Here is a 14,710-nt window from a genome sequence, read left to right as displayed (position 1 = left end):
GGCGAACGCTTCAGATTCGGGCGACTGGCTCGGCCGAAGCGGCGGATTCCGTGGCGGGGCGAGACCAAGCGGCCCGGACGTCTGCGACGGTGACGACCGGCCCCAGGTAGGACCGGAACTCGTTGACGGCGCCGTCGTGCCGGGCCCGGCTTGTGGCCGCGGTGGCGTCGGCGACCAGTACCGGCTGGAAACCCCGGGCGAGCGCGTCGAAGCCGGTCGCCCGTACGCACAGGTCGCTGGTCACCCCGGCGAGCAGCACGACGTGGCGGCCGCGCGCCCGCAGGGACAACTCCAGAGAGGTGTACGCGAAGCCGGAGTACCGATGCTTGACGATCACGCGCTCATCGCCCGCCGCGGAGATGCGGTAGGGCTGTGCCCCCCACGAGCCCTGCCGGACGATCGGGTGATGTCTCGGGTCGAGCAGGTTGCCGGCGTCGCCCCGGGCCAACCACTCGGGCGTGTCCGTCCAGTCCGAGTGCTCCGTGCGCACGTGCAGGCACGGGATCCCGGCGGCCCGGGCCACGTCGAGCAGCGCCGCGGCGGCATCCACGGCGGGGGCGACGTCGCTCATGTCGCCACCCGCCTGGGCGAGCGCCCCGTCCGGGTCGCAGTAGTCGTTCTGCACGTCGACGACCACCAGCGCGCAGCGCGACACCGGCAACACGTTCGCGACCGTCAGGCTCACTCAGCCGCCCCGGAGGCAACCAGCTTGTCCATGTCGATCTTGCCGTTGGACAGGCCGTACTTGCCCATCTTCTCGGCCATGAAGTTCAGCGAGTCCAGGTCGCACTTGGCCTGCCACACCGGCAGGATCATCTTCTGTGCGGCCTCGGGGGTGACCTTCTGCAGCGTGGGCAGAGCGGTCCGGAACGCGGCAGGGTCGGATGCGATGGCCTCGGCGGTGGCCGCGACGCCCTTCTGGAAGGCTTCCACCACCTTCGGCTGCTCCTTGACGTACTTGCTGGAGGCGACGTACGAGCCGACCTGCAGGCTGGGCTTGGACTCTACGTAAGGCCACAGCACCGGCCGGAATCCCTGCTGGCGACCGAGCGACACGAACGGCTCGATCTCCCATGCGGCGTCCACCCGTCCGGCGTCCAGGGTCGCCAGCATGTCGGGGAAACCGACCTCGACGAACTGGATGCCGGAGGTGTCGACGCCGCGGGCCTCGAGGGAGGCCTTGATCGTGACGTCGCCGATGTTCTTCAGGGTGTTGACCGCGATCTTCTTGCCGGCGAGGTCCTTCGCCGAGGTGATCGGGCTGCCCTTGGCCACGAGCACAGCGGAGAAGTCCGCGTCGGCCTTGTCGGTGGCGAACGTGCCGGGGGCGACGAGGGAGATCGGCAGGCCCTTGCTGGCCGCGAGCAGAACGCTGGTGGTGTTGGAGCCACCGAACTGGTAGTTGCCGCTGACAACACCGGGGATGACGGCGGCACCGCCGGCCGCCGTGTCGATCTCCAGGTCCAGCCCCTGCGCCTTGAACAGGCCCTTCTGCTCGCCGTACTCAAGGAAGGCGGCGGGGACGCCGGCGGTCTCAGCGATCTTGATGACGGTGGGTTTGCTGCTGTCCGGCACCGTCTTGGACGAGCCGGCGCTCGACCCACCGCAGGCGGCGAGCAGCAGGCAGAGTGCGGACGAGGCGGCAAGGCGCAACGAAGAGTGCATGGCTTCTCCTGGTCGGGTGCCTGAGTCCCGCCACCGTAGCGACCGTGTTGCGGGTGATGGAACAAGTCCCGGCGGTTTTTCCGCTAGCCAGAACACCGATCGGTCACATATGGTCCCGTCATGCCGAACCGCGGGGACAATCTCCCTCCGTACGCCATCGAGTCCGTCGACAAGGCGCTGCGGCTGATCCTCCTCATGCGGGACAGGGGGGAGGTCCGCGTGACCGACGTCAGCGACGAGCTCGGTGTCGCCAGGTCCACCGCACACCGGCTACTGATGACGCTGGTCCACCACGGGTTCGCTATGCAGGACACGGCGTCCCGGTCGTACCGGGCCGGACGGGCCCTGGTCGAGATCGGCCTGGCCGCGGTCGGCGAACTGGACGTGCGCCGCAAGGCCCGGCAGCACATGGAGCGACTGGCAGCCGAGTTGCGCGAGACCGCCAATCTCGTGGTGCTCGAAGGCGCCGCCGTCCGCTTCATCGACGGCGTGGAGGCAGACCAGGCGCTGCGCGTCACCTCCCGCACCGGGGCGCTGGTACCGGCGCACGCCACCTCCGGGGGCAAGATGCTGCTCGCCGAGCTGACCGACAGCGAGCTGGAGGCGTTGTATCCCAGGGGGTTCAGCCGAATCACCGACCGCACGTTGACCGATCCGGCGGCGCTGCGGGAAGAACTCGCGGACGCGCGCCGGCTCGGTTATGCGATGAACCGGGGGGAAAGCGAGCAGGGCGTGCACGCCGTGGCGGTCTGCGTGCGGGACCATGCGGGTCGCGCCGTCGCCGCACTCGCCATCAGCGTGCCCGCCCCACGGGCCGACCACTCCCGCCTGCGCGGCTTCGTCGAGCCTCTGTGCCGCGCCGCCGAGGCGATCAGCCAGGACCTTTGACCGGTTCCCAGGCCGTTTGGCGCTCTACTTGTTCTGTTAGTCAGAAAAGGAAGCTGCATTTGTTCCGTACCGCGCAACGCGTGGCCTATGTTCGTCGGAACCACGGCCCAGCAGGTGAGCACGTACGCCGTGGACCCGGCTGTCGCACCAAGCAAGGGGGTTGGAGATGAGCGGTCCGACCAGTGTGTCGACCGGGCGGGCGAGCCCGGTGACACTGTCGCAGCCGGCTGCGGTGCAGTCGGGCAATGCCGGGCACCCGCGGCGCAGGCGGGTCCCGCTCGGGCTGTTTGGGCTGGTCGGGCTGCTGCTGGTGCTGGAGTTGGTGCCCCGCACGGGCCTCGTGTCGCCGGCCTACCTCTCGCCGACCAGTGAGATCGTCAGAGCCCTGGCTGGCGAGGTGGGCCGGCCGTCGTTCTGGATCGCGGTCTGGGACACCGTCCGGTCCTGGGCGATCGGCCTGGTCATCGCCGTGGTCGCCGGGGCCGCCGCGGGTCTGACCCTCGGCAGCATCGGCTTCCTACGGCGGCTCACCGCCTCGCTGGTCGAGTTCTTGCGTCCCATCCCGTCGGTGTCGCTGATCCCGCTCGCTGTCCTGCTCTACGGCAGCGACATCCGCTCCAAGCTCATGCTCATCGTGTACGCGGCGTTCTGGCAGGTCCTGATCCAGGTCATGTACGGGGCGCACGACGTGGACCCGGTCGCCGCCGATACGGCGCGCTCGTTCCGGCTGGGGCGGCTGTCGTTGCTGCGGTACGTCACCTGGCCGACGGTCCTGCCGTACTTCATGACCGGAGTGCGATTGGCCGCCAGCGTGGCGCTGATCCTCGCGGTCACCGGCGAACTCGTCATCGGCGCGCCCGGGCTCGGCAAGGAGATCGCGATCGCCCAGTCCAGCGCCGCGATTCCGCTGGTGTACGCGTACGTGGTCACCACCGGTCTGCTGGGCGTACTGGTGAACCTCGGCGCCCGCGCCGTCGAGCGCCGGATTCTGTCCTGGCATCCATCCGTCCGGGGAGAGGTGGCGGCATGACCTGGCTGCTTCGGCGCGCGACGTCGCTCGCGTTCATCGTGGGACTGCCGCTGGTCGTCTTCGTCGCGCTGTGGTTCGGCACCGCCGGCAGCACGAACTTCTACCTGCCGTCGGTGCAGGTGATCATGGACGCCCTGGCCTCCGACTGGCTCGGTTCCCGACTCGGCGACGACGTGCTGCCGAGCCTCGAGCGGCTGGCGATGGGCTACCTGCTGGCCGCCGTCCTCGGGGTCGGGCTCGGTGTACTGGTGGGACTTTCCCGTCCGGTCCGGCAGGTCCTCGAGCCGGTGCTGGAGTTCTTTCGGGCAATCCCGCCCCCGGTACTGGTGCCCGTGCTGATCCTGTTCGCCGGCATCGGAACGACGATGAAGGTGCTCGTCATCGCCTCCGGCGCATTGTGGCCGATCTTGCTCAACAGCGTGGAGGGCGTCCGCGCCGTCGACCCGGTTCAGCTCGACACTGCTCGCTGCTACCGGTTCTCGCGACGGACGCTGCTGCGCCGGGTGGTGCTTCCGGCTGCGAGCCCGCAGATCTTCGCTGGTCTCCGCCAGGCGCTGTCCATCGCGATCATCCTGATGGTGATCAGCGAGATGTTCGCGGCGACGAACGGCCTCGGCTTTGCCATCGTGCAGCTCCAGCGCAGTTTCGCCATTCCCGAGATGTGGGCCGGCATCGTCCTGCTCGGCCTGCTCGGGTTTGTGCTGTCCATTCTGTTCCGCTTCGTCGAGGATCGCGTCCTCGCCTGGCATCGCGGTCTGCGGCGGGCCGAGCGGTCCTGACCGCTCCCGTCCGCCGGCTCTCGCAAAACTAGGAGGTAGGGAATGCTCGAGGTGCGCGGCCTGCGGAAGGTCTACGGCGGCCACGGCCGAACCGTCGAGGCCGTTCGAGACCTGACGTTCGAACTGAAGGCGGGGGAGCTGGCCTGCCTGGTCGGCCCGTCCGGCTGCGGCAAGACGACGTTGCTCAAGTGCATCGCCGGCCTGCTGGCGCCGACGTCCGGCGAGGTGTCGGTGCATGGGCAGCGGGTCGCCGGGCCGCCGGCCGACATGGCGGTGGTGTTCCAGGAGTACGGGCGCAGCCTGTACCCGTGGATGACGGTCGGAGCGAACGTCGAGCTTCCGCTGAAGGAGAAGCGGCTCGGCCGTGCCCGGCGACGTCAGCTCGTCACGGAATCGCTGGCAGCGGTCGGCCTGCACGACGTGGAGAACGCATACCCCTGGCAGTTGTCGGGTGGCATGCAGCAGCGTGTCGCGATCGCCCGGGCGTTGGCCTACGAACCGCAGGTGCTGCTGATGGACGAGCCGTTCGCTGCGGTCGACGCCCAGACCAGGGCGGATCTCGAGGACCTGGTCCGCTCGGTGTGGCAGCGGTTCGGTATCACGCTTCTGTTCGTCACCCACGATATTGACGAGGCGGTCTACCTCGGAGAGCGGGTCATCGTGTTGTCCGCCTCACCCACGGTCGTACAGCACCAAGTAACGGTTGATCTGCCCACCGACCGGGACCAGTTGGCCACCCGGTCGCTGCCGCGATTTGCCGAACTGCGCGCCGAGATCTACCAGCAGATCCATCAGGCCAAGGCGGCGAGCATGGCGGACCGTCGCGCAGCAGAGGCGCTCGCCTAAGAAGGCGTTCGGCAACCGGGTAGCTACGGTTGAGCAGGACCACGAGGGCCCGGACGTTCCGCAAGGGTCTGCCGACATCCACTGACAGAAGATGTCAGGGGTGCGGTCGTAGCGTCGCGGCATGACGAACACGGATTTCGATTTCCTGACGGGGCAGTGGAACAGCCGTCAACGCCGACTGGTCAAGGTGCTGGCGGGCTGCGACGAGTGGTACGCGTTCGACGCCACCCTGGACTGCCAGGTGTGGCTCGACGGCAACGGCGTCTTCGACGTGCTCCGGGCGCCGGAGCGTGACCTGGAAGGCATTACGCTGCGCCTGTACAGCCCGCAGGAGCAGGTGTGGCGGATTTGGTGGGCGTCCAGGGCCAGCGGCGGCCAGCTGGACGTACCGGTCGTTGGCCGCTTCGACAACCGGATCGGCACCTTCGAATGCGACGACTCCTGGGAGGGCACCCCGATCCGGGTGCGGTACGTGTGGTCCGACGTGGACACGCCGAATCCCCGGTGGGAACAGGCGTTCTCCGCAGATGGCGGGCGGACCTGGGAGGTCAACTGGGTGGCCACCTTCAGCCGCCGTCCGTGACAGCTGGGGACGGCTGGGGCGACCACCCCCGTCCTGCCCGATGCATGCGCACTATGTCGAACCCGCTGCGGCTCTCGAGCGCACTGAGCGGTAACTGTGGGGCCCGACCTGGATCGGCAGCCGCACCTACTGGAACCGCCGCCACCTTCGCAGTGGGCACCGCCGGGCCCCTGGCCGGCGGCGGAGCCACTGACTCCCACGGTTGCCGCAACCCGAAGGGCTACTTTCGTCGACAGCGGAGGAAAGTTCGACCGCTTCCGATGAAAGCTATGGACATATGGACATGTCTTTTGTAGCGTCGGCCCACGAGGTGTTGTTACGCCAGGGTTAACCGCCAGGTATGCGGCCCCTCGGCGGTGACACCAGACGGCTGTTGGCAACCGGCCGACATCTGACCTGCCACCTGTCCCCTACCCCAGTCCTTCCGCCCGTCCCCGAACGCAGCTGCGCCGCCATCGCCGACCTGTTCGGCGCCCGCGGTAGCGGCGTGCCGCGCGACGGGCGACTCAGCCGTGCCCAAAAGTCCGCCGGTAGCCATGAAGGAGGAGCCAGCCGCACCCTGACCAGTCGCCAGCACAAGGAGAGGCAGATGACGAGACGACTCGCGCTCGCCGTAGCGACCCTGACGACCACGGCGCTCGTCGCCACCCCCACCGTCGCGATGGCCGCACCCGGCACGACCAGCCCGCCGCCGGAGAGCGACTTCCAGAAGGTGACCCTCAACGACCACCCGGGCGAGCCGATGGACCTCGCGGTGCTGCCCGACAGCCGGGTGCTGCACGTGACCCGACCGGGTGAGGTCTGGCTGCACGACCCCGCCACCGGCCGCAACACGATCGCCGCGACCCTCGACGTCTACCGGCACGACGAGGAGGGCCTGCAGAACGTCGCGATCGATCCCAACTTCGGCAAGGCCGGCAACAACTGGGTCTACCTGTACTACTCGCCACCGTTGAACACCCCGGTCGACGATCCGTCGACCCCGAACGTCAACGAGGGCGACGCACCGGCCTGGGGCACCGCCGCCGACTTCGCGAAATTCACGGGTGCCATCCGGCTCTCCCGGTTCCGGCTGGTCAAGGACAAGCTGGACCTGTCCACCGAGCAGCAGATCATCGACGTGCCGGTCGACCGGGGCATCTGCTGCCACGTCGGCGGGGACATCGTCTTCGACGCCAAGGGCAACCTGTACCTGTCCACCGGTGACGACACCAACCCGTTCGAATCCGGCGGCTACGCCCCGATCGACGAGCGCCCGGGCCGGAACCCGGCGTACGACGCGCAGCGCACCGCGGCCAACACGAACGACCTGCGTGGCAAGATCCTGCGCATCAAGGTCGGCAACGACGGCGGGTACAGCATCCCGGACGGCAACCTCTTCCCGCAGGGCACCGCCGGCACCCGGGCCGAGATCTACCTGATGGGCCTGCGTAACCCGTTCCGGATCGAGTTCAACCGCCAGTCCGACGAGCTGTACGTCGCCGACTACTCACCGGACGCAGGCGAGGCCGATCCGTCGCGTGGGCCGGCCGGACAGGGCAAGTGGCTTGCGGCCCGCAAGGCCGGCAACTACGGGTGGCCCTACTGCGCCACCGCCCAGCTGCCGTACGTGGACTACGACTTCGCCACCGGCCAGTCCGGGCAGACGTTCAACTGCTCCGCGCCGGTCAACGAGTCACCGCACAACACCGGGCTGCGGCAGCTACCACCGGTGCAGCAGCCGGACGTCTGGTACGGCTACGGTCCCTCCGCGCAGTTCCCGGAGCTGGGCACCGGCGGCATCGGACCGATGGCCGGACCGGCGTACCGCTTCACCTTCCCGACGACGAAGGGACGCGCGCCGGTGGCGTGGCCCGCGTACTACGACGGCATCCCGCTGTTCCACGAGTGGACCCGGGACTACGTGAAGGGCTTCCGGCTGAACGCCGGCGGCGCTCTGGCCAGGATCGAGCCGGTGCTCCCCTCGTTCACCTTCGACAACCCGATGGACCTGGAGTTCGGCCCGGACGGCGCGCTCTACGTGCTCGAGTACGGCGACGGCTTCTTCAGCGAGAACCCGGACGCGCAGCTCGCCCGGATCGACTACCTCGGCTGGAAGGGCAACCACACCCCGGTGCCCCAGGCCGCGGCCACGCCCACCAACGGGCTCGCGCCGCTGACCGTCACGTTCTCCAGTGACGGCACCACGGACTACGACGGCGACCGGCTGTCGTACGCGTGGGACTTCGACAACGACGGCAAGGTCGACTCGCGCGCGACGAACCCGACGTTCACGTATCAGGAGAACGGCCTCTACGACGCCACGCTCAAGGTGAGCGACCCGGGCGGTCTGTCGGCCTCCGCGTCCGTCCGGGTCGTGGTCGGCAACGCCGCGCCCGTGGTGGAGCTGGTCAAGCCGGTCGAGGGCCAGCCGTTCACGTTCGGCGACACGGTGCAGTTCGAGGTACGGGTGACCGACGACCGGCCGGTGGACTGCTCGCGGGTCAGCGTCACGTACATCCTCGGCCACGACGACCACGGGCACCCGCAGACCACCGCCAACGGCTGCTCCGGTTCCATCCAGACGACGGTGCCGTCCGGTCACGACCCGGGGAAGGACCAGCTGACCGGTGTGTTCGTCGCGTCCTACACCGACGCCGGCGGGAACGGCCTGCCCTCCCTGAGCGGATCGGACCAGGTCGTCCTGGTTCCCACCGCATAACCCATGAGGTAAGGAGTCACCATGTGTTACGGATACGACGGAGGGGCCGCGCTACGGCGGTCCGTCATGGACCGGCGGAGCCTGCTACGCGGCTCACTGGCGGCGCTCGCCGGTGTCGGGCTGGCGTCGGCGGGGATCGGCGCGACGGCTGCGACCGCGACCACCCGCACCACCGGACGGCAGCACGTGCCCCCGGGCCTGATCAGCATCCAGCTATGGACCGTACGCGACGCGCTGTGGGGTGCGCCGGGGTACGACGCGACCCTCACCCACCTGGCCCGGATCGGCTACCCGAAGGTGGAGCTGGCGCTCGGCTACTTCGGCCGTACCGCTGCCCAGCTGCGCCAGTTCCTGGACGGCATCGGTATCCGGGCCAGCTCCAGCCACGACGGGATCAGCGGTAGCGCCGCCGAGCTGGACCAGAAGATCCAGAACGCGGTCACCCTGGGGCAGTCCCACCTGGTGGTGCCGTACCTGTATTCCGAGCGCGAGGACGAATGGAAGCGCTGGGCGGAGCAGATGAACGTGGAGGCCGCCGCGGCCGGGGCGGCCGGTCTGCGCTACGGGTACCACAACCACGCCCATGAGTTCACCATCGACCTCGGTGGTGGCAAGCGCCCCTGGGACGTGCTGACGTCGGAGCTCGATCCCAACCTTGTGCATCTCGAGGTTGACATCTACTGGGCGGTCACCGGCGGCATCAACTCCGGTGACGGCGTCGCGGATCCCGAGGGCTTCACGCTGGACGTCATCCGGTCGGCGCCGCAGCGCGTCCTGCAATTCCACGTCAAGGACCGCCACGAGTCCGACGGCGACATGGCCGACCTGGGCACCGGGATGATCGACTTTGCCCGGATCTTCCGGGAGCACTCCGTGCAGGAGTACATCGTCGAGAACGACACCCCCGATGTGACGCCGCAGCAGACGGCCGAGGTGGGCTACCGCTACCTGCGCAAGCTGCGCTTCTGAGGAACGGCCGAGAGGAGTGCTGACGGACACCAGGGCCGGCGTCTGATCGGGTGGCAGCGACCTCGGTCGCCGCGATCGGTCAGAATTGCCGGCCCTGGTGTCCAGCCGCCATTTTTTGTTGACACCCAACTGATCGGGCGACAACAACTCCCTCCGATCGAGGGAGTATTCAACTGTGGAATAAAACGGCAGCATGGGTCGGTGCCGACGAAAATGTGAACCGCGCCGAAAATATTGACCCATTGAAATGGGCCTCGTAGGGTGCAGGGAACGTAGAAAGCGCTTTCTGACCACCGTCCCCCGCAAGGAGCGCGTGTATGAGACGCCAACGCACGCTACTTTTCGCCCTACTCGCGGCCATCACACTCGTGTTGCCAAGCACGGCCGCGACCGCCGCCGAATCCACGACCGAACCCGATTTCCGGGTACTGGTCTTCTCCAAGGTCACGAACTTCTACCACGACTCCATCCCGGCCGGCGTCGCCGCCGTCCAGCAGCTCGGCGACCAGCACGGCTTCGCCGTCGAGGCGACCACCGACGCGGCCGCGTTCACCGACGCCAACCTCGCCCGGTTCGACGCCCTCGTGTTCAACAACACCAACTCCACCCCAGCCTTCGGCGACCTGCTCAACGCCGAGCAGCGGGCCGCCCTGCAGACGTTCGTCCGCAACGGCGGCGGCTGGGTCGGCCTGCACGCCGCCTCGGCGAGCGAGCGGGACTGGAGCTGGTACGAGGGACTGGTCGGGGCCATCTTCGACCAGCACCCGGACTTCTCCAGCACCGGCGGCACCTTCCCCGGCCGGATCAAGGTCCTCGACCACGCCCACCCCTCCACCAGGGGCCTGCCGGAGCTGTGGGAGCGCAGCGAGGAGTGGTACAACTGGCGGGCCAACCCCACCGGCAAAGTCCACACCCTCGCCCAGATCAAGGTGCGCGACGGCATCCCCGGGTTGAACGAGGGCGTCGACCACCCGTACTCGTGGTGCCAGAACTACGACGGCGGCCGGTCCTGGTTCACCGCCGGCGGGCACAGCTCCTCGTCGTTCCAGGAGCCGACCTTCCTGCAGCACCTGCTCGGTGGCATCACGTGGGCGGCGGGCGCCGCCCCCGGTGACTGCGGCGCCACCAGGACCACCAACTTCGAACGGATCCCCCTGGTCAACCAGGACCTCTCCGACCCGTTCGAACTGGCCGTGGCACCGGACCGCCGGGTCTTCTACATCGAGCGCACCGGCGCACTGAAGGTCATCAACCAGGACACCCTCGCCGTCACCACCCTCCTCAACTTCGCCTACACGCCCGAGCAGACCAGCCAGTCCGACGGCCTGCTCGGCATGACACTGGACCGGCACTTCGACAAGAACAACTGGATCTACCTGCTCTGGTCCGACCGGGTGGAGAAGCAGCTGAACCTGTCCCGGTTCACCGTCACCGGCGACACCGTCAGCCTCGACTCGGAGAAGCGCCTGCTCACGATCCCCACCTGGCGCGGTGAGGCGCGCGCCAACTCGCACATGGGCGGGTCGGTGACGATGGACCAGCAGGGCAACCTGTACGCCGCCATCGGCGACAACACCGACCCGTTCGAGTCCAGCGGCTTCAACCCCATCGACGAGCGGGCCGGCCGCCGCGCGTACGACGCGCAGGGCACCGCCGGCAACACCAACGACCTGCGCGGCAAGATCCTGCGGATCAAGCCGCTGCCCACCGGCACGTACGCCATCCCGGACGGCAACCTGTTCGCCCCGGGCACGCCCAGGACCAAGCCCGAGATCTACGCGATGGGCATGCGGAACCCGTTCCGCATCACCGTCGACTCCAAGACCGACGCGCTGCTCGTGGCCGACTACGGCCCCGACGCCCGCTCCGCGAACCCGAACCGCGGGCCGGAAGGGACCGTCGAGTTCAACCGGATCACCAGCGCCGGCAACTACGGCTGGCCCTACTGCATCGGCAACAACCTCCCGTTCAACGACTACGACTTCGCCACCTCCAGCTCCGGACCGAAGTTCGACTGCGCCGCGCCGGTCAACGACTCCCCCAACAACACCGGGCTGACCAACCTCCCCGCGGCCAAGCCGGCGCTGGTCTGGTACGCCTACTCGGCCTCCCCGCAGTTCCCCGAACTCGGCACCGGTGGCGGCGGCCCCATGAGTGGACCCGTCTACGACTACGACCCGTCCAACAAGCGGCTGACCAAGTTCCCCCAGTACTACGACGGCAAGTGGATCGTCTACGAGTTGACCCGCAGGTGGTTCAAGACGCTGTCGATCCACGACACCGCCCAGACCTTCGACGACCCCCGCTTCGGCGCCACCAACGTCGGTGACCTGCAGTCCATCAACGGGATCTTCGGCAACATGTCGTGGATCCAGCCGTTCGAGGCGGAGTTCGGGCCGGACGGCTCCCTCTACGTCATCGACTTCGGCGAGGGCAGCGGCAGCGGTCGAGGCGGCAGCAACAAGGGCGCCGGCATCTACCGCATCGACTACGTCGCCAACAGCCGTCCCCCGGTGGCCAAGCTGACCGCCGACAAGGACAGCGGACCCGCGCCGCTGACCGTCGCCTTCTCCAGCGCCGGCTCCAGCGGCCCGGACGGCACCGCCATCAAGTACGCCTGGGACTTCGACGGCAACGGCAGCGTCGACTCCACCGCCGCCAACCCCAGCCACACCTACAGCACGCCGGGGCGCTTCACCGCCCGACTCACCGTCACCGCCACCAATGGGCAGACCGCGGTCGCCGTACAGGAGATCACTGCCGGCAACACACGCCCGACGGTGACCCTCAGCGTCCCCGACGGGGCTTTCTTCGACTTCGGTGACCGCATCCCCTACACGGTGACGGTCACCGACCCGGAGGAGAACAGCATCGACTGTTCGAAGGTGGTCGTGCAGACCCAACTCGGCCACGACTCGCACACCCACCCGCTGGACAACTACATCGGTTGCAGCGGAGTCGCGGCCACCGAGAGCAACGGCGGCGACGGGCACGGCCCGGGACAGAACCTCTACTCCGTGCTCACCGCGCAGTACACCGACGGCGGGTCGGCCGGAGCGCCGGCGTTGATCGGCTCGACCCGGGTGGAGCTGCAGACCAAACGCAAGGAGGCCGAGCACTTCGACGGCCAGGACGGCATCCAGGTGATCGACCGTGCCACCGCGAGCGCCGGCAAGCGCATCGGTGACATCGACAACGGAGACTGGATCAACTTCGGCCCGGTCAACCTCCGCAACATCGACACGGTCACCTTCGGGGTCGCCTCGGGCAGCAGCGGCGGCGACATCGAAGTCAGGGCCGACTCCCCCACCGGCGAGCTCCTCGGGCGGGCCACCATCGGCGGCACCGGCGGCTGGGACAACCTCGTCTCGCCCACCGTCGAGCTGACCGATCCGGGCCGCACGGTCACGCTCTACCTGGTGTTCGTCAACCCGAACCAGACCGGTGGCACCCCCGACCTGATGGCGCTGGACTGGCTGCGCTTCAACGGCGCCGCGGTGCGGGAACAGACCGACGCCACGGTGTCGGCCTCGGCCACACCCACCACCGGCACCGCGCCGCTGGCGGTCGCGTTCACCGGGGCAGCCTCGCCGGCGGTCGGGCGCACCATCACCGACTACGCATGGGACTTCGGCGACAACGCCGCCGCCGTGCACGGCGCGACGGCCGGTCACACGTACGCCCGCAAGGGCATCTACACCGCACAGTTGACCGTCACCGACAGCCTCGGGGCGACCATGTCCTCGACCGTGGTCGTGACGGTGCGCTGAGCGTCCGGAGCGGTGGCGGGGTGGGACGGCACCCCGCCACCACCGGCCCGGCACAGCGACCACCGCACCGTCCGAGTTCCTCACCTATTGGGAGACAACATGGATGCCAGCTCCGCCCGCCCGTCCCTCCATCGATCGACACGAGCGCGCCACCTGCTCGCCGCGTCGCTCGCCGCGACACTCCTGCCGTTCACACCGAGCCCGGCGTCGGCCGCCGAATCAACGACCGACGGTTCGAGCGCTCCCGCCGCCGCCATCGAACAGGTGACCGCGGACGCCTGCCCCTGGGGTTACACCACCTCGTCCACGGTCTTCTTCGGCCAGGACCGGGCCGACTCGGGCGTACCCAACCGCGACCTCGGCGACGGATGCACGATCATGGACGCCGTCTGGGCCGACGCACCGTTCGCCAACCACGGCAACTTCGTGAGCACGGTCAGCGGGCTGGCCAACGCGCTCAGGCAGAACGACGTCATCACACCGGAGGAGAGCGCGAGCATCGTACAGGCGGCGGCTGACTCCGAGATCGGCAAGCCGCAGCCGGCCTCCGGGACACGGGCGCTACCCGACGACCGGATCGGCCTTGTCCTCTACACCGTGCGGGCCACCATGCCGAACGCACCCGACGCCACCCTCGCCGCGCTCGCCGCCTGTGGCTACCGCAACGCGGAACCCTCAGGCGCGGTGAACAACTTCTACGGCAAGACAGCCGCAGCGCTGGCACCCCTGGTGGCCGACGCCGGGCCGTCCGTCCCGTCGATCGGCATCGGCCTCGGCGACCTCAGAAACAACCTCGACGGCGTCATCGCCAACGCCAACGCGTTCGGCGCCAAATACGTCCGGATCTCCGGCTCGGCCTCCTGGACGCTCGACGACTATTCCGAGGTCGCGGCGACCCTCAACGCCGTCGGCGCCGAACTGAAGAAGGTGGGCATCACCGTCGCCTACCACAACCACGCGTTCGAGTTCACCACCCAGAACGGCGTACGCGGCTACGACGTGCTGGTACGCGAGACCGACCCGAACCTGGTGGCGATGGAGCTCGACCTGTACTGGGCGACCAGCGGCGGCGCCGACCCGGTGGACCTGATCAAGCAGTATCCAGGCCGGTTCTCGCTGTTCCATGTCAAGGACATGGCCCCCAACGGGTCCTTCGCCGACGTGGGCGAGGGCACCATCGACTTCGCCCGCATCTTCGCCTACAGCGCGATGAGCGGCGTCGACTACTACCTGACCGAGAACGACAGCCCCCGCCCGGACGGCGTCTCGTCGGCCTGCGACAGCTACGCCAACCTCCGCGCGCTGCGCTACTGACATCTCCCACGGGCTCGCCCGCTCCGGCCACCGACGCGTCGGCCGGAGCGGGCGATCTCGTTTCTACGCCCCCGATCACCGGACCGTGGACGTGGCTCTTGTCCATCGATGCCCGCCACCCGGACACTGGTCATGGCCCGCACCGTCGTCCACTGCTCCTCGATC

11 protein-coding genes are annotated in these 14,710 nt (G+C 68.6%); 9 read left to right on the top strand and 2 right to left on the bottom strand.

From position 1 onward, the window contains the following. Positions 1-10 precede the first annotated feature (10 nt). Positions 11-685: a cysteine hydrolase family protein gene (locus ACFYOS_RS26240; RefSeq protein ID WP_387146906.1), complete on the bottom strand. Its 675-nt coding sequence runs from the start codon at positions 683-685 to the stop codon at positions 11-13. Further along, entirely contained in the window at positions 682-1,665 is a 984-nt protein-coding gene (locus tag ACFYOS_RS26235) for an ABC transporter substrate-binding protein (RefSeq protein WP_387146904.1), read from the bottom strand. The genes ACFYOS_RS26240 and ACFYOS_RS26235 overlap by 4 nt, the downstream gene beginning before the upstream one ends. Before the next feature lie 120 nt (positions 1,666-1,785). On the opposite strand from ACFYOS_RS26235, the gene ACFYOS_RS26230 reads away from it, so the two are divergent. The 9 genes from ACFYOS_RS26230 (at position 1,786) to ACFYOS_RS26190 (ending at position 14,545) form a co-directional block, all read left to right on the top strand. Beyond that, positions 1,786-2,553 carry an IclR family transcriptional regulator gene (locus ACFYOS_RS26230; RefSeq protein WP_387146901.1) on the top strand — a complete coding sequence of 256 codons (768 nt, stop codon included), beginning with the start codon at positions 1,786-1,788 and terminating at the stop codon, positions 2,551-2,553. Between the two features lie 166 nt (positions 2,554-2,719). Next, positions 2,720-3,583 carry an ABC transporter permease gene (locus tag ACFYOS_RS26225; protein ID WP_387146898.1) on the top strand — a complete coding sequence of 288 codons (864 nt, stop codon included), beginning with the start codon at positions 2,720-2,722 and terminating at the stop codon, positions 3,581-3,583. After that, entirely contained in the window at positions 3,580-4,362 is a 783-nt protein-coding gene (locus ACFYOS_RS26220; protein WP_387146895.1) for an ABC transporter permease, read from the top strand. The genes ACFYOS_RS26225 and ACFYOS_RS26220 overlap by 4 nt, the downstream gene beginning before the upstream one ends. A 42-nt stretch (positions 4,363-4,404) precedes the next feature. Continuing rightward, a complete protein-coding gene (locus ACFYOS_RS26215) occupies positions 4,405-5,208 on the top strand; it encodes an ABC transporter ATP-binding protein (protein WP_387146892.1) in 804 nt (267 codons plus the stop codon). Positions 5,209-5,329: 121 nt separating this feature from the next. After that, a complete protein-coding gene (locus ACFYOS_RS26210) occupies positions 5,330-5,791 on the top strand; it encodes a hypothetical protein (RefSeq protein WP_387146889.1) in 462 nt (153 codons plus the stop codon). Positions 5,792-6,380: 589 nt separating this feature from the next. Then, positions 6,381-8,492: a PQQ-dependent sugar dehydrogenase gene (locus tag ACFYOS_RS26205; RefSeq protein ID WP_387146887.1), complete on the top strand. Its 2,112-nt coding sequence runs from the start codon at positions 6,381-6,383 to the stop codon at positions 8,490-8,492. Positions 8,493-8,558: 66 nt separating this feature from the next. Continuing rightward, the gene (locus ACFYOS_RS26200; RefSeq protein ID WP_387146884.1) at positions 8,559-9,461 is read left to right on the top strand and encodes a sugar phosphate isomerase/epimerase family protein; all 903 of its coding nucleotides are present in this window, start codon (positions 8,559-8,561) and stop codon (positions 9,459-9,461) included. Positions 9,462-9,778: 317 nt separating this feature from the next. Next, positions 9,779-13,231 (top strand): ThuA domain-containing protein, encoded by a 3,453-nt coding sequence (locus ACFYOS_RS26195; protein WP_387146881.1) that lies wholly within the window; start codon positions 9,779-9,781, stop codon positions 13,229-13,231. 99 nt (positions 13,232-13,330) lie between these two features. Next, the gene (locus ACFYOS_RS26190) at positions 13,331-14,545 is read left to right on the top strand and encodes a sugar phosphate isomerase/epimerase family protein (protein WP_387146878.1); all 1,215 of its coding nucleotides are present in this window, start codon (positions 13,331-13,333) and stop codon (positions 14,543-14,545) included. Positions 14,546-14,710 lie beyond the last annotated feature (165 nt).

This window comes from Micromonospora sp. NPDC005806 (assembly GCF_042871425.1).
Lineage (GTDB): Bacteria > Actinomycetota > Actinomycetes > Mycobacteriales > Micromonosporaceae > Micromonospora.
The sequence above is the reverse complement of the archived record's forward strand: the minus strand, read 5'-3'. Positions and strand labels throughout refer to the sequence as shown.

What these genes read in the sequence shown, in the direction of transcription:
- ACFYOS_RS26230 (WP_387146901.1), top strand. Translation starts at nt 1,786, where the DNA reads ATGCCGAACCGCGGGGACAATCTCCCTCCGTACGCCATCGAGTCCGTC.
- ACFYOS_RS26200 (WP_387146884.1), top strand. Translation starts at nt 8,559, where the DNA reads ATGGACCGGCGGAGCCTGCTACGCGGCTCACTGGCGGCGCTCGCCGGT.
- ACFYOS_RS26220 (WP_387146895.1), top strand. Translation starts at nt 3,580, where the DNA reads ATGACCTGGCTGCTTCGGCGCGCGACGTCGCTCGCGTTCATCGTGGGA.
- ACFYOS_RS26205 (WP_387146887.1), top strand. Translation starts at nt 6,381, where the DNA reads ATGACGAGACGACTCGCGCTCGCCGTAGCGACCCTGACGACCACGGCG.
- ACFYOS_RS26190 (WP_387146878.1), top strand. Translation starts at nt 13,331, where the DNA reads ATGGATGCCAGCTCCGCCCGCCCGTCCCTCCATCGATCGACACGAGCG.
- ACFYOS_RS26195 (WP_387146881.1), top strand. Translation starts at nt 9,779, where the DNA reads ATGAGACGCCAACGCACGCTACTTTTCGCCCTACTCGCGGCCATCACA.
- ACFYOS_RS26215 (WP_387146892.1), top strand. Translation starts at nt 4,405, where the DNA reads ATGCTCGAGGTGCGCGGCCTGCGGAAGGTCTACGGCGGCCACGGCCGA.
- ACFYOS_RS26210 (WP_387146889.1), top strand. Translation starts at nt 5,330, where the DNA reads ATGACGAACACGGATTTCGATTTCCTGACGGGGCAGTGGAACAGCCGT.
- ACFYOS_RS26225 (WP_387146898.1), top strand. Translation starts at nt 2,720, where the DNA reads ATGAGCGGTCCGACCAGTGTGTCGACCGGGCGGGCGAGCCCGGTGACA.
- ACFYOS_RS26235 (WP_387146904.1), bottom strand. Translation starts at nt 1,665, where the DNA reads ATGCACTCTTCGTTGCGCCTTGCCGCCTCGTCCGCACTCTGCCTGCTG.